Source organism: Actibacterium lipolyticum (genome assembly GCF_900184935.1).
Classification (GTDB): domain Bacteria; phylum Pseudomonadota; class Alphaproteobacteria; order Rhodobacterales; family Rhodobacteraceae; genus Actibacterium_A; species Actibacterium_A lipolyticum.
In genome coordinates this window covers 776,150-795,120 of record NZ_FXYE01000001.1, presented here as the reverse complement: position 1 = coordinate 795,120, position 18,971 = coordinate 776,150, and the positions used below count along the sequence as shown (strand labels likewise).

21 protein-coding genes are annotated in these 18,971 nt (G+C 56.7%); 4 read left to right on the top strand and 17 right to left on the bottom strand.

Features of this window, described 5'->3' with window-relative positions; translation table 11 throughout:
- Nucleotides 1–4: 4 nt before the first annotated feature.
- A complete protein-coding gene (locus COL8621_RS03910) occupies nt 5–1,117 on the bottom strand; it encodes an S-(hydroxymethyl)glutathione dehydrogenase/class III alcohol dehydrogenase (RefSeq protein WP_093966000.1) in 1,113 nt (370 codons plus the stop codon).
- Nucleotides 1,118–1,274: 157 nt separating this feature from the next.
- On the opposite strand from COL8621_RS03910, the gene COL8621_RS03905 reads away from it, so the two are divergent.
- Nucleotides 1,275–1,889: a hypothetical protein gene (locus COL8621_RS03905; RefSeq protein WP_093965999.1), complete on the top strand. Its 615-nt coding sequence runs from the start codon at nt 1,275–1,277 to the stop codon at nt 1,887–1,889.
- Here COL8621_RS03905 and COL8621_RS03900 read toward each other — a convergent pair whose 3' ends face one another.
- A complete protein-coding gene (locus COL8621_RS03900; RefSeq protein WP_093965998.1) occupies nt 1,890–2,909 on the bottom strand; it encodes a quinoprotein relay system zinc metallohydrolase 2 in 1,020 nt (339 codons plus the stop codon). It lies immediately after the preceding gene.
- 138 nt (nt 2,910–3,047) lie between these two features.
- Between COL8621_RS03900 and COL8621_RS03895 the strand changes: the two genes are divergently transcribed.
- Nucleotides 3,048–3,857, top strand: a complete 810-nt coding sequence (locus COL8621_RS03895; RefSeq protein ID WP_093965997.1) for a quinoprotein dehydrogenase-associated SoxYZ-like carrier — start codon at nt 3,048–3,050, stop codon at nt 3,855–3,857.
- A 1-nt stretch (nt 3,858) separates the two neighbouring features.
- Here COL8621_RS03895 and COL8621_RS03890 read toward each other — a convergent pair whose 3' ends face one another.
- The 7 genes from COL8621_RS03890 to COL8621_RS03860 all read right to left on the bottom strand — a co-directional run bounded on the left by COL8621_RS03890 (nt 3,859) and on the right by COL8621_RS03860 (nt 10,868).
- Entirely contained in the window at nt 3,859–4,185 is a 327-nt protein-coding gene (locus COL8621_RS03890; RefSeq protein ID WP_093966899.1) for a hypothetical protein, read from the bottom strand.
- 29 nt (nt 4,186–4,214) lie between these two features.
- A complete protein-coding gene (locus tag COL8621_RS03885) occupies nt 4,215–4,868 on the bottom strand; it encodes a hypothetical protein (RefSeq protein ID WP_093965996.1) in 654 nt (217 codons plus the stop codon).
- 50 nt (nt 4,869–4,918) lie between these two features.
- Complete coding sequence (locus COL8621_RS03880; protein WP_093965995.1) at nt 4,919–7,195, bottom strand: ATP-binding response regulator; 2,277 nt, start codon at nt 7,193–7,195, stop codon at nt 4,919–4,921.
- Entirely contained in the window at nt 7,192–8,352 is a 1,161-nt protein-coding gene (locus COL8621_RS03875; protein WP_235823723.1) for an FIST N-terminal domain-containing protein, read from the bottom strand. Before COL8621_RS03875 ends, COL8621_RS03880 begins: the two co-directional genes overlap by 4 nt.
- A 2-nt stretch (nt 8,353–8,354) precedes the next feature.
- Nucleotides 8,355–9,029 carry a LuxR C-terminal-related transcriptional regulator gene (locus COL8621_RS03870; RefSeq protein WP_306345707.1) on the bottom strand — a complete coding sequence of 225 codons (675 nt, stop codon included), beginning with the start codon at nt 9,027–9,029 and terminating at the stop codon, nt 8,355–8,357.
- A 161-nt stretch (nt 9,030–9,190) separates the two neighbouring features.
- On the bottom strand, nt 9,191–9,823 hold the full coding sequence (gene gfa, locus COL8621_RS03865) for an S-(hydroxymethyl)glutathione synthase (RefSeq protein ID WP_093965993.1): 633 nt from the start codon (nt 9,821–9,823) through the stop codon (nt 9,191–9,193).
- Between the two features lie 130 nt (nt 9,824–9,953).
- Nucleotides 9,954–10,868 carry a hypothetical protein gene (locus COL8621_RS03860; RefSeq protein ID WP_141137826.1) on the bottom strand — a complete coding sequence of 305 codons (915 nt, stop codon included), beginning with the start codon at nt 10,866–10,868 and terminating at the stop codon, nt 9,954–9,956.
- Between the two features lie 209 nt (nt 10,869–11,077).
- Here COL8621_RS03860 and COL8621_RS03855 point away from each other — a divergent pair, with 209 nt between their 5' ends.
- Nucleotides 11,078–11,545, top strand: coding sequence for an NUDIX hydrolase (locus tag COL8621_RS03855; protein ID WP_093965991.1), 468 nt, complete (start codon nt 11,078–11,080; stop codon nt 11,543–11,545).
- A gap of 6 nt (nt 11,546–11,551) precedes the next feature.
- On the opposite strand, the gene pqqE is transcribed toward COL8621_RS03855, so the two are convergent.
- The 8 genes from pqqE to COL8621_RS03815 all read right to left on the bottom strand — a co-directional run bounded on the left by pqqE (nt 11,552) and on the right by COL8621_RS03815 (nt 17,804).
- Nucleotides 11,552–12,658: a pyrroloquinoline quinone biosynthesis protein PqqE gene (gene pqqE, locus COL8621_RS03850; RefSeq protein ID WP_093965990.1), complete on the bottom strand. Its 1,107-nt coding sequence runs from the start codon at nt 12,656–12,658 to the stop codon at nt 11,552–11,554.
- On the bottom strand, nt 12,655–12,936 hold the full coding sequence (gene pqqD / locus COL8621_RS03845) for a pyrroloquinoline quinone biosynthesis peptide chaperone PqqD (protein WP_093965989.1): 282 nt from the start codon (nt 12,934–12,936) through the stop codon (nt 12,655–12,657). Before pqqD ends, pqqE begins: the two co-directional genes overlap by 4 nt.
- Nucleotides 12,933–13,682, bottom strand: a complete 750-nt coding sequence (gene pqqC, locus COL8621_RS03840; RefSeq protein ID WP_093965988.1) for a pyrroloquinoline-quinone synthase PqqC — start codon at nt 13,680–13,682, stop codon at nt 12,933–12,935. The genes pqqD and pqqC overlap by 4 nt, the downstream gene beginning before the upstream one ends.
- Nucleotides 13,679–14,575, bottom strand: a complete 897-nt coding sequence (gene pqqB / locus COL8621_RS03835; RefSeq protein WP_093965987.1) for a pyrroloquinoline quinone biosynthesis protein PqqB — start codon at nt 14,573–14,575, stop codon at nt 13,679–13,681. The genes pqqC and pqqB overlap by 4 nt, the downstream gene beginning before the upstream one ends.
- Nucleotides 14,576–14,599: 24 nt before the next feature.
- A complete protein-coding gene (gene pqqA, locus COL8621_RS03830; protein ID WP_093965986.1) occupies nt 14,600–14,695 on the bottom strand; it encodes a pyrroloquinoline quinone precursor peptide PqqA in 96 nt (31 codons plus the stop codon).
- Between the two features lie 84 nt (nt 14,696–14,779).
- The gene (locus COL8621_RS03825; RefSeq protein WP_093965985.1) at nt 14,780–15,463 is read right to left on the bottom strand and encodes a response regulator transcription factor; all 684 of its coding nucleotides are present in this window, start codon (nt 15,461–15,463) and stop codon (nt 14,780–14,782) included.
- Nucleotides 15,456–17,048, bottom strand: coding sequence for a sensor histidine kinase (locus COL8621_RS03820; RefSeq protein WP_093965984.1), 1,593 nt, complete (start codon nt 17,046–17,048; stop codon nt 15,456–15,458). The genes COL8621_RS03825 and COL8621_RS03820 overlap by 8 nt, the downstream gene beginning before the upstream one ends.
- 99 nt (nt 17,049–17,147) lie before the next feature.
- Nucleotides 17,148–17,804 (bottom strand): GntR family transcriptional regulator, encoded by a 657-nt coding sequence (locus COL8621_RS03815; protein WP_093965983.1) that lies wholly within the window; start codon nt 17,802–17,804, stop codon nt 17,148–17,150.
- 141 nt (nt 17,805–17,945) lie between these two features.
- On the opposite strand from COL8621_RS03815, the gene dctP reads away from it, so the two are divergent.
- On the top strand, nt 17,946–18,932 hold the full coding sequence (gene dctP / locus COL8621_RS03810; protein WP_093966897.1) for a TRAP transporter substrate-binding protein DctP: 987 nt from the start codon (nt 17,946–17,948) through the stop codon (nt 18,930–18,932).
- Nucleotides 18,933–18,971: the final 39 nt, after the last annotated feature.

The window sequence follows — 18,971 nt, the reverse complement described above, 5'->3', positions numbered from 1 at the left end:
CCCCTTAATACACCACGACCGCTCTGATGCTTTTGCCTTCGTGCATCAGGTCGAAACCTTTATTGATCTCGTCCAGCGTAAGCGTGTGCGTGATCATCGGATCGATCTCGATCTTGCCGTCCATGTACCAGTCAACGATCTTGGGTACGTCTGTGCGCCCGCGTGCGCCGCCAAACGCGGTGCCGCGCCAGCTGCGGCCGGTGACCAGTTGGAAGGGCCGCGTGCTGATTTCTGCGCCAGCGGGAGCCACACCGATGATGATGCTTTCGCCCCACCCTTTGTGTGCTGCTTCCAGTGCAGTCCGCATGACGCCAACGTTGCCTGTCGCATCAAACGTGTAATCCGCGCCGCCGTTCGTCAGCTCAACCAGATGGGCCACAAGGTCGCCATCTACTTTGCTGGGGTTCACAAAATCGGTCATGCCGAAATGCTTAGCCATCGGGATCTTTTCGTCGTTCAGGTCGACACCAACGATCTGATCCGCACCAGCAAGGCGGAGCCCCTGAATAACGTTCAGACCAATGCCGCCAAGGCCAAACACGATACCGCGCGACCCGATTTCGACCTTAGCCGTGTTGATCACTGCGCCAATGCCGGTGGTCACGCCACAACCGATATAGCAAATCTTGTCGAACGGCGCGTCATCGCGCACTTTTGCCAATGCGATTTCTGGCATCACGGTGTGGTTCGCAAAGGTCGAACAGCCCATGTAGTGCAGGATCGGCGTGCCATCCAACATCGAAAAACGGCTGGTCCCGTCGGGCATAAGCCCCTGCCCCTGCGTCGTGCGGATCGACTGACACAGGTTGGTTTTCGGGTTCAGACAGTATTCGCATTCCCGACACTCTGGCGTGTAAAGCGGAATCACGTGATCGCCTGGCTTCAACGTGGTCACACCCGGCCCGCATTCCAGAACGACGCCGGCACCTTCGTGGCCCAGAATCGCAGGAAACAACCCTTCGGGGTCAGCACCGGAACGTGTGAATTCATCAGTGTGGCAAAGGCCTGTCGCCTTGATCTCTACCAGAACCTCACCTTCGCGCGGCCCTTCAAGATTAACTTCCATCACCTCTAGCGGTTTACCAGCTTCAACAGCCACTGCAGCGCGTGTGCGCATTGGCGTCCTCCCTAAATAAGTAAATCTTCCACGCTCATAGCGGCGATTAAGAAAACTATAAATGCCGACCTCAAACGCACAATTAAGACATTAGGCTGTGTTCGGCTTCGTGGACTCTGCGTGCATTGTGAATACAATGGTATGCGGGAGGAACATCATGCTGCGAAAGACCGCCATCTGTCTGGCTATATCCTGTGCCGCCCTTGCGGCGCCGGCCCAAGCGGCTGACTTTTCGGACCCGACTTGGCCGTGCATTCAGCGCAAGGTCGAGGATCTTTCCCTTGGCATTATGTGGCCACACCCGGTGCCAGATATCAAATTGTCGGGCGATCAAGCCGCGCAGGTCAACGACCTTGTTGACCGGCTTTCACTTCGCCGCGTCACGTTGGAAGAAGCGGATCAGCTGATCCGGGACTTCGCCGCCGATACGCCAGATCTGACGATCGATTTGCTGGGCAATGTTTTCAAACGCGTGTTCGACAAACTTGGCCAAGACCGTAAGGCGATTATTCAGGGAATCGGAAAATACTCGATCTCGCAGCTCGCGCTGTCGCAACAGATCGACGACACGCGCAGTCAGATGACCACACTGATGGCCGCCAGCGAACCGGACTTCGACAAGGTCGACGAACTGGAAGAAAAGCTGGACTGGGACGAACGGATTTATCGGGATCGCGCCAAATCGCTTACCTATGTCTGTGAAACCCCGGTTCTGTTGGAAAAACGCATCTATGCGATTGCCCAATCGCTTTTGCAGGTCGCCCCGCAATAGCTATTCCCACTCAAGCTCGGTGTAGGCGACCGTTGCGTTTCGGGGATTGAACAGGTCGAACAACTGCCAATTTTCCGCTTCGCCCTCTGCGATATGCTCAACCGCATTCCCAAGGCTTTCACCGGCCGCGATTGCGGCGCGCGTTTCCTGCGCCAACACATCCAAATAATGCTGCAACATCGCCGCTGCTTGGGGCCAGGGCAGATACGGGCCACCATGCCCGGGCACCACACCCGACGCCGGTTGCGACACCAGTTCATCCAAGACACTTTGCCAGCCAACCAATGACCCATCCAGCGCTGGCGCGTGTTCCGCAAAGACCAGATCACCTGAAAATAGCACACCCGTCTTACTGTCGCGCACTGTTAGATCGGTGCTGGTATGTGCCTGCCGCCACGCTGTCAGTTCCAGAGTGCGCCCGCCCAGATCAACAGAAAGGGTTTGCGCAACTTCGATATCCGTTGCGGGAACCTGCGTGCCGATAAAGTCCGGCCCGATCAGGCCGCCGAAACTGGAAAGATAGCTTTCCTGACGGTCCGCCAAGGCCCGCCCAAGATTGGTATGCCCCACCACCTGCGCGCCGGCATCCTCAAATACCGTGGCACCAAGCATATGATCCGGGTGCATATGTGTCAGGATGGCATGCGTGATCGGCAGCCCACTTTTTGCGCGGATCGCACGGTACACCTTTTCACCAACCAAACGGGAACCACCACTGTCGATCACCGCGATTGCGGTGTCGCCAAGAACAAAGGCGATGTTAGCAACATCACCTTTGTTCGCCCTGTCGGCATCACTGATGATCCCACGATGGGCAAAAACGCCGTCCGCAATTTCGTGGAATTCAGCAACCGGCCCCTGATCTGCGCAGTCAGCCGGGCCATTGAACCGAAGCGCCTCAGCGGTCGCAAGATGGCTTTGGCAGGTCGCAAGCTGGGCCGCCTCATACCCCGGCACCATCACCTGACGGCAGCTATCAGGGGCCGCTTCAAGACACAAAAGTATCACCGCTTCGAACATGTCGTCCCCCGCCTTTCCGCCGCCAATAAGCTAGCGCCAACGATTTCGTGAACCATAGATACATAGGGATTAGTGTATTTTTGCCCATTTTTGTGGCATACGCAGTCCGCATATTGGTTGTTATTGGAGCCTGGGAATATGAAAATCCTTGTTGCCGCTACCTTTGCCGCGCTGATTTCACAGCCCGTCTTTGCCACGGAAGTGATCGACAACCCACTTACCGATACGGGCAGTTGGACCGAACTGCGCGAAGATCTGATCGGGGATGTCACACTCGCCGACGGGGCCACGCTTTTCACGGTCGACGCACCCTATCGCGCCCATGATGCTGCAACGGTTCCGATTGTTATCCGGCAGACCGATTTGACGGCCGCGCCTATCACGTCAGCAATGGTCGTGATCGATGAAAACCCCGCCCCGATGGCCGCAGACATGACCTTTGGCCCGGCGATGGCCCCGCTGAATTTTGAGCTGCGCGTGCGCGTGAACCAATACTCCAATGTCCGCGTCATCGCGACCACGACTGACGGCGACTTCATGAACGGTCGTTTTGTCAAAGCATCGGGCGGGTGTTCCGCGCCCGCCACGAAAGACCCGTCACTTGCACTGAATTCGATGGGGCAGATGCGGCTAAAGCACTTTGGCGACACGCCGCAAATGTCGACGCCCCGGCGCGAGGCTCAAATCATGATCCGCCACCCGAACTATTCCGGGCTGCAACGCGATCAGATAACGCAGCTGTTTATTTCTGCGCATTTCATCGACAAGCTTGAAGTCTTCCAAGGGGATGAAATGCTGTTCACCCTAGAGGGCGGGATTTCGGTAAGTGAAAATCCGGTTTTCCGGTTTGATTACACCGACAACGGCGACCCGGCGTTTAGGGTTCGCGCGCAAGACACAGAAGGGAATGTGTTCGAACAGACCCTGCCTAAGAACGCCCAAAGCTAAGCTAGAAGCACAGAATTTCAGCCTCGGCCTGCGCGCGGCGCAGGTCGGCGACAAGAACTTTTGCGGCTTGGGCCGTGCGAAAGATCGCCATTCTCTCTCCGCCGACCAGCTGCATCGACAGCACGGTCTCTGCCTCTACATATTTCTCGTAAGGTAGGATGGAGGCGATCACATCAATCGAACAGGCGCATTTGTTCAGCACGTCGCGCCCCTGCCCGTTCGTGGCCATACACCCAAACACGTAATCGGCCCGCGCCGCGGTCGGGTAGTCATTCAGCCGGTCCTGAACGCTTTGCGCGTTCAGGCCAAGCGCCATAAGCGGCAGCATCAAAGCAGCCCAAAGGGTTTTGCGCCCGCTCATTCCACCTGCTCCAGCGGCATCAGGGTCAGCGTGTTGGAATAAACCGGTTCGGCACCCGGGGCGGCATCCACATAGGCGCTTAGCGAATGGTACCAGCCCGGTACATCATCTGACATCGTGATCGTCAGCGCGAGCTCGCCAAACCCCTTCATACGGTCCTTGTTTGGGTCTTTCAGGAAGGGGCGCAGGGTTATTTCCTGAACTGCAACCTCTGCGCCATCGAACGTGGCAGTGCCACTTTCGATTTCGGCAAATTGAACAAGCGAATCCTTCACCCGATTGCGGATGTAAAACGGGCTTCCGCCTGCGGTCTGCGCCATGTCGCGCACAACCGTTTCGACGAAATACATGATTACCGGATTGCCAACATTCGCCGGAAACTCTCCGATTTTGCGGTATTTTTCGCCTTGCAGGAATTTCAGGTTCACCAGCTCGTCGCTGTCGAACACCATCTCAACCTTGCCATTCGCGGCCTCGGCCACTTCGGGCTTGGTGGGGGTTTCCACTGCCCGCTCATAAGTCAGTTTACTATCGCGCTGAAGTTCATCCAGTGTCCCGGTTTTGAAAATCAGATCATAGGTTTCCTGCGCGTGCGCTGGCGCATGGAACAACAATCCAGCGCATAGCAGAAAATAGACGAAAAATCGCATGTGGTGGTCCCTCCCAATTCAAGCAAAGCCTATTGCAACCACGGCACCTGTCATTCGATACTTTTGTCTGTAGTCGGTATCGCTTCGCGCGGGCCGGGCCGGGTTTTCCAATCGATCAAGGGGCGTAATCGGGACAGTTGCACAGGCTTGGTCAGCACCGTGAAACCATGCTCCACCCCGGCGCTTATCAATGACTCGCCCCGGTCGGCGGTGATCATAATCGCGGGAATATCCGCCCCCGTGACTTGCCGCAGGGCCGTGATCGCCTTTATTCCGGTGTCATCATCATCCAGCTGATAATCAGCAAGGATGATATCGGGTGCCATTCCGATATCGCGCACCAAAGCGACCGCCTCCAACGTGGAAGACGCGCCAAGAACGCTGGCCCCCCAATTTTCAAGCCGCTGCGTCGTCGCGAAAAGAACGTCCGCATCATTTTCGACGATCACCACGATCAGATCCATTTCCGCTTCGGCCGTGTAGCGCGCATCGGCGGGTTCAGGGGCCGCCAAATCAGCGGGCCGCGCGGCGATGGGCATTTCGATGGAAAACACTGAACCGACCTTCGGCTTAGAACGCAGGTGGATCTTATGCCCCAAATGCCGACAGGCCCGCTCCACGATCGAAAGGCCAAGCCCCATACCGGTACCGGACTGAACGTTATCGGCACGTGTGAATTCGTTGAACACACGCTTCTGATCTTTGCGCGATATCCCAATCCCGGTGTCCCAAACCTCTAACACGACCACATCACCGCGCCGTCGGCACCCAACCAGAACACGACCGGTGTCGGTGTATTGAATCGCGTTGACGATCAGGTTTTGAACCGACCGCAGCAAATACCGCTGATCACTGCGCACCCAAATCGAAGACCGCACAATATCCAGCCGGATACCCTTCTTTTCGGCCAGCGGCGCGTAGTCTTCTTTGACCGAGTGCAGCAACTCTCCGATCCCGAACTCGGATACCGAAATCTCGGTCCCGGTGGAATCAAGGCGCGAAATGTCTAGCAAGGCGTGCAGCAACGATTCAATCGACGTGAACGAGCCATCCAACCGTTCCACCGTTTCGGACAGGTTGGTGCCGCGTGAAAACTCCATCAGGGTCGAAATGAACAGCTTGGCCGCATTGATCGGCTGCAACAGATCGTGGCTGGCCGCGGCCAAAAAGCGGGTCTTGGAAGACACTGCTGATTCAGCCTCTTCCTTTGCAAGGCGCAGTTCCTCTTCGACTTTGGCCTGTTCTTCGTACTGAGCGCGCAGGCGTTTGTTGGCTTCGGTCAGTTCGAAGGTCCGTTCTTCAACGCGCTTTTCCAGCATTTCAGTGGTTTGGGATTCGACAGTCACATCCATGATGTTGACCAGAAACCCACCGTCCGGCAGCCAGTGAACATGCAAATCAACCACCGCCCCGTTTGCGTGCCGGATACGTTCTTGCAACGACCCGTCATAGCGAAGGCGATCCATCCAGCCGTCGATGTCTGAATAGGTGGCGAAATTCACAAGAAGCTGATTTTTCTTAATGAACTGAAGGATTTGCCGAAATGTCGTGCCCTTCTGAACAAGCGTGTACGGCAGGGCCAAAAGCTCTCCGAAACGGGCGTTATGCAACAGCAGCCGCCCGTCGGCCGAAAAGGTGCAAATCCCAAGGCTCATGTGGTCGAAGGCGGCCTGCAAAAAATGCGCCTGCTGATCAATCAGCTGATCTTTTTCGCTTCGGTTTTTGCGAACGATTTCGGTGATTTCGGTCTGGAGAACGATGATATTGTCTGGGCTGGTACGCTGTTGGCTGATCTGGAACCAACGGTCATTTCGCAGCTCCAAAACAAAGGAAGCCCCAGCCCCGGAAGCCTGCGTTGGCCCCGCGTCACTAACCGGGCGACGCACGCCTTCGCCGTTGTCTTCGAGCCACGTACTGTGATCCAGCACGTCAAAATACTCTTCAAGCTCTAGGCCCGGCGTGATCTTCTCGGCGATATCGGGCAGCAGGTTTTTGAAAAGGTCGTTACAGACCTGCATCTTTTCTTCGACGAACAGCGCAAAGCCGCCTTCCATAACGTCCAGAGCGACGGCTAGGTTTTTCTGGGTCTGCTCGCGTGCGAAACGCGCCACTTCAAGTTCGTGTGACGCTTGGCCAAGCGTATCCAAGGCACGTTCAAGATCGCGGGTCTTTTCCCAAACTTCGCCCTGCAAAGCGATGGCAGATTGGAACAACGTATAGGCCGAGCCACCAACGTCATGTTCGCGGTTGGCACGTTTAAGAAGGGCCTCGATTATCTTGGCCTGTTTTTCGACCTGAAGTTCAAGCGGATCGCTCGGGTCGATCAAAACAACTTCCTCTCTTTTGGCCGGAAGAACGCCACGCCGACGAAGGTTTGGTTGACGTGAACGCCGCAGTGCTGTTCGCCATAGGTATTGAACCCCAGCACCCGCCGATCCCGCAAGATTTCAGACGCCGGGGCGACAAGCTGGTTTTGTTCAATCTCTAGTTTGCGCAAGAAACAGTCGAACCCAAGGATGAAATCAGGCTGTTCGCCGAAATCCTCGGGCATGGTCAGGCCCTGATCCAGCGTTCGCAAAATCTCTTTCCCGCGGCCAAGGGTCAGCAGCAGGCCGTCATCAATCGCGGACAGGAACGAAAGCGCTTGGTTTTCGGCCACCTGCTGAATGCCGCGCACGTGGTAGGTTGTGTTATTGCGCACAAGCACCGGGTTTTCGGCAAAGACACGTGGGGACAGGTCCTCTATGTCGCGGCCAATCAACCGTGCATATTCCGCCGCCGCAGGTGCACCGTTGATTTCCAGCACCAACCGTTCATCGGGAACCGTGCGCGTCACGACCATCCGCTTTTCTGTGGGTAGGAAATGATCGAACCCAATGCCCGCGAACATCAGGTCGGTTTCCATCAGGATCAGAAGCGCCGCATCCGTGTGAAATTCGCCCGCGTGCAGCACGAAGGTTTCGTCAAAGTTCAGCCCATTCCCGGCAGAGCCGCCAAACACCGGCAGATCGTCCAGCCCCGCCTCTAACGCGGCAACAAGAACGTCTTCTTGTTTGGACAGCCCATCAGCAAAGATCAGCGCCAGCCGGTTCCATTCCGCCGTCCGCTGAAATTGAGTCGCCAACCGCCGCGCATTTGTTGCCGTTTCTTCGATCGAAACCGGCTTAAGCGGGTGGATCAACATGGAAGAGCAGCGAAAATGCTCTTTCGGGAAGGCGATCATCAACAGAGCGTTGTTTTCGTAACCTTCCGGCGTGATTTGGCCCGCCGTGGTGCAGCCAAATACAGACGTGGCAGACAAGTGCTGCGTCAAAGCCGGCCCAACATCGTCAAGCGGCAGACAGTCGGGAACGAACACCAGAATGAACCGGGTTCCATCCACATCAAGTTGGGAAACGGCCTCCTCTACCGCTGTGGCTGCGTCTGCCGCGTAGGACACGGCAACGCCAACGGATTGAGGAAGGTTTGGCGCCAGATCCTTCACGATTATTGACTTAGAAAGGCGCGAGCATCCGCGTCAGAAATACCGGCTGCCCCTTCAAGGCTGGCACTTTCCACCAACACAGCCGCCTGAGTGCGGTTCTGCACACCCAGACGACGCAGCAGCGCCGTGATATGTGCCTTCACGGTCGCCTCGGCCAGCGAAAGCTCATAGGCGATCTGTTTGTTGGGCTTGCCTGCACAGATCAGTTTCATGATCCGGCTTTGCTGCGGTGTAAGATCCGCGATTTTCTGGGCGATCTGTTGTGCTGTCGGTTCATCCGTTGGTTCGCGGCTGGACTGTTTGTAACCCGGCGGCAGGAATTTGCGGCCTTCGCGCACATCAATCAGCGCAGATTGCAGCACCTTGGCAGAAACATCCTTTGGAATGAACCCAGCCGCCCCAGCTGTCATCAGCGTCTGAATAACCTCAACCGAGGTTAGCGCCGAAATGACCAAGACCGGAACGTCTGGAATTTTGCTTTTCAATCGCAAGAAACCACTAATTCCTGTGACATCAGGCAGCTTTAGATCAAGCATGACCAAATCTGGCGAAAACCGTGCTCCGATCAGCTTTAACCCTTCGCTGAGGGTGGTCGCTGTTTTGATGGTTTTCGCTTCGAAGATATGTTCAAGCGTCGATGCCAGTGCGTCACAATAAAGCGGGTGATCATCGATCACGAGAATCGACCTTATAGGCACCGAACCTTGCGATTCTGCGTTCATTAACATCCAGATTGCCTCCCGTTGTTGAGTTAACAACCAATCCGAGTGTTTCGCAAGTTCGGAGCCGTCAGTTTTTTACCGCAAGCACAATCATGCGATTTGTCGCACAGAAAAGCTTAGGCTTTCAGCGCGCCAGTGCTTTTTGCGATATGCGTCGCGATGGCGTCCATCAAAGGTGGCGACAAGCAATCATAAGGCTCTAGCCCCAGTTCGCGCAGACGGCCCCGAATGCCATCCATCCGCGATGGATCGACACCGGATTCGATGATCGAAGAAACGAAAGCTGCAAACTCTGCGCCCGACCAACCGGATGTATCGGACAGTTCCGTATGAACGAAATCAAGCCCGTGGAACGGGTGGTCTTTGTTTTCGATGCGCCCATACATATGAACGCCGCAATCCTTGCAGGCATGGCGCTGAATCGCGGCACTTGGGTCAACGATATCAAGTTTTTCACCGTTCGATGTCACCTTGACGCTGTCACGGCCAACAACGGCGACCTGCGAAAAGATTGCGCCTTTAGGCTTCCAGCATTTGGTGCATCCACAGACGTGATTGTGTGCCGTCTGTGCCGACACTTCAACCGTGACCGGATTGGTCGCGCATTTGCATTTAAGTGTTCCGCCCGAAAATCCAGGCGCGCCGGGCTTTACACCGCCATCCACTGATGGATGAATTTTAACCGAACTATACGATGGGGCCGCAGTGGCAGTTGAGCCGCCCCCAAACAAGCTAGAAAAAAGTCCCATTTTTTGATCCTCCCAAGGCAATTATTATGAAATTCAGATTTGCCTGTAGTGGGTCAAATGCTCGCCTGTTGAGGCGGCTTAGGCAATTCAGCCATTAGACTCAGTTTTTGGTACCTTTTCTGGTCGCCGATCAGGGGGCATCCATGCAGTTTCTATCGATGATACCCGCGAATTCGGGTTCTTGAACGGTGGCGCGGGTCTGCTGAACCAGTTCATCAAAGTGGTGATCCAGATACTCTAGAAATGCGTTTGAATTGACGTTCTCTAACTCAGACGTCGCAAGGGCATGCAGCATGAACACATCAAATGCACACAGCCCACGCGGGTTCGACGTTAGCAGCCCCTGCATGAACCGCGGAGAGTCCCAATCAAGGTTGCGAAGGTTTACCGGATACTCCTCGATCTTTGAAAGGAACGCCTTCTGACGATCAAAGTGCAAGACATCCATGCCGAACGAAAAAGCTTGATACAGCTCTTCGATCAGAATGGAGGCATAGAACCCCCGCTCTAACGGTGAAAGCGGCATCGCACTGGGTTGTTTGATCAGCAAATGCGAGGCCAGCCCTTCGCGGCCAAAAAACGTAGACGCCTGCGCCGGGGACCGCACGAACTGATCCCGATCTTTCGGCAGGCCAATGTGGTATATCTGATCCAGCATCCGCAGATCGCGATTATAGGCGTGATGTGGCGGGCGCCCGCTGTACAACCGGATATAGGTCCGGTGCGGCCCATGGCAGCTGGCCGCCGTCGCCCCGCCCCACGTGACCGTACCAACCGGCCCATAGACCGATGCGATCAAGTTCTGAAATGCCCTCAGTACGCCTTGGGTGATGGCGTGGGGCTGTTCACCAATGACGCAGATGGAGCCTTTGGCCATTTCCTTGCTGTCGATACGTACAGCCGGCATGGATGCGTCACGCCGTTTCACCGAGTTGCGCAACTCATAGACCCAGCCTTTTTGCGCCAAAGCCAAAAAGTCGGTTTTAGTCGGCTCTGCCCAAATGGGCTGCGCAAAACCCAAGGCAGCACAACAGACTGCCAGCAAGGCCCGCCGCCATTTCCTCAGTCCCAAAACACTCGTCACACGTACACTGCCTTTAGCCTACTAAAGTTGCGACACAGCATAACCCAAAGTTTTCCCATTCAGGTGCCCACATTTTCGTGAGGCAACTGCGCCAAGCCGTCGCAACTGTGACTTTTGAAGGCAACTGCGCGCCAATTGTGCCCCGCCGGACCCAGCGGTATATCTGCCGAATGAACACATGGCGCCCTGCTTCGATGATCCGCGTAAAGGCGTTGGGCCTGCATTGGCGCAACGGCAGGTTACTGGCATCCGAAGTCTACGACGACGCTGGCAAGCTTAAGGGCGTGCGCCCGCTTGGCGGCAGTGTTGAGTTTGGCGAACCAGCGCACGTCGCCGTCCTGCGCGAGTTCAAAGAAGAGCTGGGGCTAGATGTCGTCATTCGTGGCCAGCCATTGGTGATGGAGAACCTTTACGCCCACGAAGGTTCCGCCGGTCACGAAGTCCTGTTCATTTTCGAGGTAACCTTTCCCGCCGGCGCATTCGATGGGCAAGAGCGTGTCGAATTCTACGAAGACAGTGGCGCTGCCTGTGTCGCACATTGGTACGATCTGAATGATCTGGACCGGGATGATGGCCCTGAGCTTTTCCCCGCCGGGCTGAAGGCGCTGCTGATCAACCCGTCATGCCAACAGCCCTGAACCGTCTTACTGCGTCGTTGGTTCCAGTTTCGGAGGCTGCGCGCGATAGCTCAGTTCGTCTGACCCGCTAGACGAAAACCCCTCGGCCAGTTGCGCGACAACTTCGTGGCGGGGGGATTTCACGCAAACAGGGTCGGTGGCCGCAGGGTCGCCAAGAAGCGCCATCGCCTGACAGCGGCACCCGCCAAAGTCGATTTCCTTGCGGTCGCACGACTGGCACGGCTCTGGCATCCAATCTGTCCCACGATAAGCATTGAACGCAGAACCGTTGTGCCAAATCTCGGCCAGTGGCAGGTCACGGACATTATCAAACTTTAGGTGTGGAATGGTCTGCGCCGCGTGGCACGGCAGCACGATACCATCGGGGGCGACGTTGATGCCGGTGCTTGCCCACCCGCCCATACAAGGCTTGGGGTAATTCGCGTGATAATCCGCCGGCACATAGTCGATCACAAGGGTGCCCTTAAGGCGCGCGCGGGCCTCTGCCACGATGCGGCTGGCTTCGCGGGCCTGATCGCGGCTTGGCATCAGGGCGTTACGGTTTTGCATGGCCCAGCCGTGGAACTGAACGGTCGCTACCTCAATCCGCCGGGCGCCCATATCAACAGCCATCTGAATGGCCGTTTCCAGTTGGTGAAGGTTCTGGCGGTGCATCACAAAGTTCAGCGTCAGCGGAAAGCCGATCGCGCTGATCCATTCAGATACGGCCATCTTTCGTTCGAACCCGCGCTTATACCCGCCAATCCGATCGGCCATTTCCGCATCGGTCCCCTGCAGCGATAGCTGCACATGGTCCAACCCGGCGGCGTCCAGCTCTTTCAAGCGCCGTTCGTTCAGGCCAATGCCTGACGTGATAAGGTTTGTGTAAAGCCCAGCATCCCGCGCGGCTTTCACCAGATCCGTCAGATCGCGCCGTGATGCGGGTTCGCCCCCTGACAGGTGCAACTGCAACACGCCCAGCGCCGCGGCCTGTTGGAAAACGGAAACCCACTCTTCGGTCGAAAGCTCGCTATCGATCCGCGCCAGTTCAACCGGGTTCGAACAATAGGGGCATGACAATGGGCACCGGTGCGTCAATTCTGCCAACATCGCGATGGGGGGATTTGCGGTCATTGGCGCAGCTCCACGAAACGTCGATCAACAAGGGACTGCAGAAATTCAACGCAGTCCGTCGCCACCTGATCTGCAGGGGCACCGTATTTTTCGGCAAGCGAAGTGGCGATCATGGACAGGCTGCGTTCGCCATCCAGTTCATTCAGAATGGCAAGGCCAATGTCATCCAACCGAATGGCGCGCTCAGGGGCCAAAAGCACCCAGTCATCGCGCACCTTGTCGAAATGCAAACGGACACCGCGCGGAAGAAAGGGTTTTTCGTTTGGGTCCACGCTCATTCCGCGGCCTGCGCCATCAGGCCGGTGCCAGGCTGCCACGCACCAGGGGGAATCCGCGCCGGGTCGACATAGGCACTGTGCAGCGCATCAAGCTGTGACCACAAGACATCGGTCTTAAAGATCAACGCATTGGCGGCCGCGTCTTGCTTTTCGGCGGTGTCGGCATGATCCAGCACCCATTCCAAACCGAAGGCTACATCCTTTGGTGCTTCGGTCAGGCGGTTGCGAAAATAAGACAGGCTGCTGTCATCCGCGAAGGCATAGTTGGCCAGCAACCCCTCAATCCGCGCCGCATGAATTTTGGGCGCGAAGAGTTCAGTAAGCGAGGCCGCCACCGCCTCTAGCAACGTCTTGTCGCGCACGAAGCGCACATAAGCATCAACAGCAAACCGTGTAGCAGGCAGCACCCCTTGGGCACTGGCAACATAGTCCGCATTCAGCCCCACGGCTTCGGCCAAACGCAACCAGCGGCGGATGCCGCCCTCATTCCCATCCCGACCGTCATGGTCTTCGATGCGCGAACGCCACGCACGGCGCAGCGCCGGATCTTCCACGCGGCTCATAAAAGCGGCGTCTTTCATCGGGATGCGCGATTGGTAGTAGTATCGGTTGATAACCCACGCGCGCACCTGATCAGGCGTGCAACCGCCCGAATGCAACAAGTGATGGAACGGATGCTTGTCGTGATACCGCTCAGCGCCGATCTGGCGCAGGCGGGCTTCGAATTCTTCACGCGACGCAGTCATAGCGCAATCTCCATTCCGTCTTGTGCGATCCGCCACCCGGCGGCCTGAGCATCCGCGCGCTCTTGCGAGTCTGGGCGCAGTACCGGGTTGGTGTTGTTCATGTGAACAAAAATCTTTTCGCCGATGTCCAAGGTTTCAAATACAGCGATGGATCCCTCCGGCCCGCTCATCGAAATGTGGCCCATACGCCGCCCGGTTTTCGATCCCAGCCCGGCCAAGACCATTTCATCATCCTGCCAAAGCGTGCCATCAAAGAACACCATCGCGGCCCCCTTGATGCGCTTGGCCAAGCGATCTGTCACAGTCGCGCAGCCGGGGATGTAATAGATATCCTGCCCATCGCACCGTAGATGAACGCCAACGGTTTGCTCGCCTTCCAGATCGGTCTGAACGGTTTCCCCTTCCAGGTACAGCGGAACTTTGCCCGGCACTGGAAACAACTCTGCGGTCAAACCTGGAACGATTTCCACGGCTGCACCAAGCGTAACTTGCGCACGCGGCACTTTGTCAGCGGCAAGCGCTGCAAAAAGCGGGTTGTCTGCCAGAACCGAATGAATCTCTCCAGTTGCGAACAGATCAAAGGGCTGTTGTTCCCGCAAGCTTAGCAAGCCCGCGACGTGGTCAATATCGCCATTGGTGACCAACACCGACTTGATTGGGCTTTCGCGCAAATCAGTCGGGTGCAATTGCGGCGTTGCCGCGATCTGCATTCGTATATCGGGTGAGGCGTTTAGAACCGCCCAGTTCTGACCATCCGCACTAACAGCAAGTGATGACTGCGTCAGTGATGGTATTTTACCTGCGCGCGCCAAACAACAATTCGGGCACCCACAATTCCACTGGGGAAGTCCGCCACCGGCCGCAGCCCCTAAAACGATCGCGCGGAACGCCATCTATGACCCTCCGCGCAGGTATTATTAAAACAGCGTGCCGTCCTGATCGTCAGCAGGGCCATACATGTTGATTTCCATGCCGCAGTTCACTTCGCGCAGTGTTGGTTTCTTCCAAGCCATAATCGTGTCCTCCTCACGTTAAGTCAGTAGATAGAGTAGACTGCGCTAACCGCGTTTCGTCAAAACCTATGTCATAAGAAGATTCTAAGAACCGATCGGCGAAAGCACAAAACCACGGCTGCGAATGGTCTTAATCTCCACCCCGAACGCCTCTGCGGGGGCAAGCTTTTTACGCAGGTAACCCACGTAAACATCAACGATATTTTCAGATGTGGTCCCATCGCTTGTCCAAAGTCGGTCGAACAATTCGCCCCGCGTCACCGTGTGGCCGGCGTTTTCCATCAGGATTTCAAGAACACCGCATTCGCGTTCTGTCAGCGCAACGGAAAGTTCCCCCGCCCGCACCGTGCGCGTATCGCGTTCAAGAACGATACTAAGCGCGCCACGGTCATCCATGCGGCTTTCCTGAACCTTCAATCGTGCGACCAACTCATCCAACACGAAAGGCTTCACCACATAATCGTCCGCGCCCGCCTTCAGGCCCTTTGCGCGGTCATCAACCTCGGACAAAGCGCTGAGCACCAGAATGGGTTTGCGGTTTCCGTCGGCCCTGATCTTGCGCACCAGATCAAGCCCGTTGTCCATACCGATCATCACATCAACAATCGCCGCACGAATGTCTGGGCGGCGGAAAGCTTCGCGCGCTTGGGCGGGGCGATCTTCGACAATTGCGTCATACCCGTGCAGTTCCAAACCCCGCACAATGACAGAGGCAATATCAGGGTCATCATCGACGACCAGTACCGTTGGGCGGCCTGTATCAGCCATCTGAATTTTCCTTCCACATCGGAATTCGCACGTCGGCCAGCATTCCCGGATTATCCCCTAGCGCCAGTGGGCTTGGGACCGGACTAAGAACAGCGATTTCACCGCCCTGCTCTTCTACAACCCACTTCGCCAACGCAAGCCCCAAGCCAAACCCGCCCCGGCGGGTCGCATCGCGGCCCTGTTCAAACCGGCGAAACAGTTCTTGGGGCTGCAGGTCGCCAAGGCCGGGGCCATTGTCGATAACCATAAAGCGCGCCACCTCGCCGTCGGCTTGCACGCGCACGGCGATCTTGCCGCCAACTTTGGCGTGACGCAGTGCGTTTTCAATCAGCCCTTCGATCACTTGCCGGGTCCAGTTGCGATCGGCGCAGACGAAGACATTGTCATCGGCAACAACATCCACGCTCATTTCGGCCCGTTCAGCCATTCGGCGAATATCGGTCACTGCCTCTTTCGCGGCTTCTGCCAAATCAAAGCGGGAGGGCGTGATCGTGATTTGCCCGTTTTCCGACCGCGCCAACCGCAGCAGATCGTCGATCTTTCGGTTCAGCCGTTCGGCGCGCGTCCGGATTACTTCGAACCCTTCGACGGCCTCGCCGCGTTTGATGCCCAGTTCAGCTTCGATCAAGATAACGGTTAGGGGCGTGCGTAACTCGTGGCTGAAACCCGCGAAAAAGCTTTGGCGATCTTCGTCAACTTGGGCCAGCCGGTTGTTGGCTTCGACAAGTTCACCGGTCCGTTCTTTGATAATGTCATTCAGTCGGGCCCAATCGCTTTCAACGGTGGCTTTGCGTTGCGCCAATGCATCCGCCATGCGCCGCGTTTCGGCGAACAGCTGGTCAACCTCGTCAGGGCGTCCCTCGGGCAAGGAAATCTTGAAATCTTCTTCTGCGATCTGACGAGAGGCCCGGCGCAACAGATCAAGCCGCGCGAACAGGGGGCGCACGCCTTTGACGTAGAACAGCGCGAAAATGGCCAGCGCCGCAGCTGCCACCCCAACCGCCCAACCGACAAGCCGCCCGCGAAGTTGCTCCACCTCTTCGAACGCATTCAGGCGCACGCGGTTGTCTTCGGAAATCAGTTCGCCCAACAACGGCGCGAACCGGCTGGAGAACACGTTAAGTTCCGCCTGCAAACGCGCCGGATCACGGTTTGTACTTTCATCAGAAAACGCATTCGCGACAGGACCAAAGATGGCCCGCATCCGCGCCACAACGATGCCGCGGCTTGCGCGGCGGGATTGTTCGTTCAGGCCAAGCCCTTCGGCCTGCGCCACATCACGTTCCAACCCGGCCTCGATACGGTTAAACGCGGCTTGCACCAGCCCGATCTGCGCGTTCAGGCGCTCTTCCCACAGTGCGGGGTCCGCATCCGGTTGCGCGGCCGCCGTGGCAACCAGCCCAAACCGGCTAAGTTCAACGGAAAGCGCTGAATACTGTTCTAGGCGGGCCTGCGCTTCTAACGCGGTGCCTAAACGTGATTGCGTAACTTGCGCCCCATAGATCGTCAGCAGGCTGGCGATCACGGCAACCACGGCAGTAAGCCCCGCGCCAAGGGCAAGGCGCACTCTGAGAGAGTTAATCATCCTCGGAAACTAGTGTAGGTACGCCTAGTTCAGCAATGATCCTAAAGGCGCAGTTGTGAAAGATGGGGCGCGGCGTTCTTTCTTGCCGCGCCATCCGTCTTATTCCGCTGCGGTCTTAATGCTTGCCATCAGGTGGTGGAACTTTTCCCCCTGAACCGCCACATGCCCACGCAGCGCATCCGCGGCGCCCGCCTGATCGCCCGCTTGCAACGCCTGAACAATCGCCTCGTGTTCAGCCATCGACTGCGCCAAGCGCCCCCGCAAGCGTAGCTGCAAACGGCGAAACGGCTTTAGCCGGCGGTGAAGGCGCAAAGCTTCTTGTTCAAGAAAGCCATTGCCAGAATGCTTATAGATTAGGTGATGGAACTTTTCGTTTTCGCGGTAATACGCGTCTGAATCCCCGCAATCGACGGCGGCTTGGCAATTCGCGTTCGCCTTTTTCAGCGCCTCAAGCGCGGTGTCCGAAATACGACGCGCAGCAAGGCTGCCGCATATCGCTTCGATCTCGGCCATGACTTCAAACATTTCGACCAGTTCGACCGGGCCGGGCTGACGCACAAACACACCGCGACGTGGGATTTGTTCGGCCAAGCCGGAAACGACAAGTTTCTGCAACGCTTCGCGGACAGGTGTACGCGACACGCCGAACCGTTCGGCCAAACGGATTTCATCCAAGCGATCACCGTCACCGAATGCACCGGTAAAGATGAACTCTTCCAACTGGTCAGCGATGTGATCTGCGCGACGAATTTCCATACTACTGTCCTAACGCCCAGCCCCCTTATGTGCAATCACGCAATTCTTGTATACAAAAACATTGACTCTGGATGCACTCATCGCGAAGCTCCCCCACGTCACCCGGAATCAATTCGGGAACAAATGAATTGGGAGGAATTCATGAAACATAAATTGCTGAGCGCAGCAGCTGCGATCGCGATTGCCGCCGCGGGCACGATGGCCCACGCGACCGAATTGCGTCTGTCACACCAGTGGTCGAACCAAGATGTCCGCCACAAAGTGGCAGAGATCGTCGCGAACGAAGTCGCTGCCGCTGACGTAGATCTTGAGATCAAGATTTTCGGCTCAAAATCACTTTTCAAACCACGTGAGCAATACAAACCCCTTAGCCGCGGCCAGTTGGATATGACTGTTCTGCCGCTTAGCTATGCTGGTGGGCAGCAGCCCGCGTTTAACCTGACATTGATGCCCGGTCTGGTGAAAAACCACGACCACGCAGCACGTCTAAGCGCATCACCGTTCATGGAAGCGCTTGAAGCGAAGATGGCGGATGACGACGTGATGGTTCTGGTGCACGGCTATCTGGCGGGCGGTTTCGTCGGCAAAGAGAAGTGTATCACTAAGCCAGAAGACGTTGTGGGCCTGCAAACCCGCGCAGCAGGTAAGGCATTTGAACAAATGCTCGCAGGCGCAGGTGCATCCATCGCATCCATGGCGTCGTCCGAAATCTATAACGCGATGCAGACCGGCGTTTTGAACGCGGCGAACACGTCATCCTCGTCGTTCGTTTCGTACCGGATTTACGAGCAGGCGAAATGCTATACCCCGGCGGGCGATGTTGCGCTGTGGTTCATGTATCAGCCTCTTTTGATGAACAAATCCACGTTCGACGGTCTGACAGCCGATCAACAGGCCGCCCTGCGCGCAGGTGCTGCAAAGGCCGAAGCCTATTATCTTGAAGAAGCCAAGAAGCAGGACGCGGCATCCGTAGCCGTATTCAGCGAAGCAGGCGTCGAGATTGCCGAGATGTCGCCCGAAGATTTCGCCGCTTGGCGCGCGATTGCGCAGGATACATCGTACAAAGCGTTCGTCGAAGAAGTGCCAGATGGTCAGGCGCTGCTTGATATGGCTCTTGCCGTCGAATGATCCTGTCGGGGCGGCGAAAACCATCGCCGCCCCCTTACT

What these genes read in the sequence shown, in the direction of transcription:
- COL8621_RS03910 (WP_093966000.1), bottom strand. Translation starts at nt 1,117, where the DNA reads ATGCGCACACGCGCTGCAGTGGCTGTTGAAGCTGGTAAACCGCTAGAG.
- COL8621_RS03905 (WP_093965999.1), top strand. Translation starts at nt 1,275, where the DNA reads ATGCTGCGAAAGACCGCCATCTGTCTGGCTATATCCTGTGCCGCCCTT.
- COL8621_RS03900 (WP_093965998.1), bottom strand. Translation starts at nt 2,909, where the DNA reads ATGTTCGAAGCGGTGATACTTTTGTGTCTTGAAGCGGCCCCTGATAGC.
- COL8621_RS03895 (WP_093965997.1), top strand. Translation starts at nt 3,048, where the DNA reads ATGAAAATCCTTGTTGCCGCTACCTTTGCCGCGCTGATTTCACAGCCC.
- COL8621_RS03890 (WP_093966899.1), bottom strand. Translation starts at nt 4,185, where the DNA reads ATGCTGCCGCTTATGGCGCTTGGCCTGAACGCGCAAAGCGTTCAGGAC.
- COL8621_RS03885 (WP_093965996.1), bottom strand. Translation starts at nt 4,868, where the DNA reads ATGCGATTTTTCGTCTATTTTCTGCTATGCGCTGGATTGTTGTTCCAT.
- gfa (WP_093965993.1), bottom strand. Translation starts at nt 9,823, where the DNA reads ATGGGACTTTTTTCTAGCTTGTTTGGGGGCGGCTCAACTGCCACTGCG.
- COL8621_RS03855 (WP_093965991.1), top strand. Translation starts at nt 11,078, where the DNA reads ATGAACACATGGCGCCCTGCTTCGATGATCCGCGTAAAGGCGTTGGGC.
- pqqE (WP_093965990.1), bottom strand. Translation starts at nt 12,658, where the DNA reads ATGACCGCAAATCCCCCCATCGCGATGTTGGCAGAATTGACGCACCGG.
- pqqD (WP_093965989.1), bottom strand. Translation starts at nt 12,936, where the DNA reads ATGAGCGTGGACCCAAACGAAAAACCCTTTCTTCCGCGCGGTGTCCGT.
- pqqC (WP_093965988.1), bottom strand. Translation starts at nt 13,682, where the DNA reads ATGACTGCGTCGCGTGAAGAATTCGAAGCCCGCCTGCGCCAGATCGGC.
- pqqB (WP_093965987.1), bottom strand. Translation starts at nt 14,575, where the DNA reads ATGGCGTTCCGCGCGATCGTTTTAGGGGCTGCGGCCGGTGGCGGACTT.
- pqqA (WP_093965986.1), bottom strand. Translation starts at nt 14,695, where the DNA reads ATGGCTTGGAAGAAACCAACACTGCGCGAAGTGAACTGCGGCATGGAA.
- COL8621_RS03825 (WP_093965985.1), bottom strand. Translation starts at nt 15,463, where the DNA reads ATGGCTGATACAGGCCGCCCAACGGTACTGGTCGTCGATGATGACCCT.
- COL8621_RS03820 (WP_093965984.1), bottom strand. Translation starts at nt 17,048, where the DNA reads ATGATTAACTCTCTCAGAGTGCGCCTTGCCCTTGGCGCGGGGCTTACT.
- COL8621_RS03815 (WP_093965983.1), bottom strand. Translation starts at nt 17,804, where the DNA reads ATGGAAATTCGTCGCGCAGATCACATCGCTGACCAGTTGGAAGAGTTC.
- dctP (WP_093966897.1), top strand. Translation starts at nt 17,946, where the DNA reads ATGAAACATAAATTGCTGAGCGCAGCAGCTGCGATCGCGATTGCCGCC.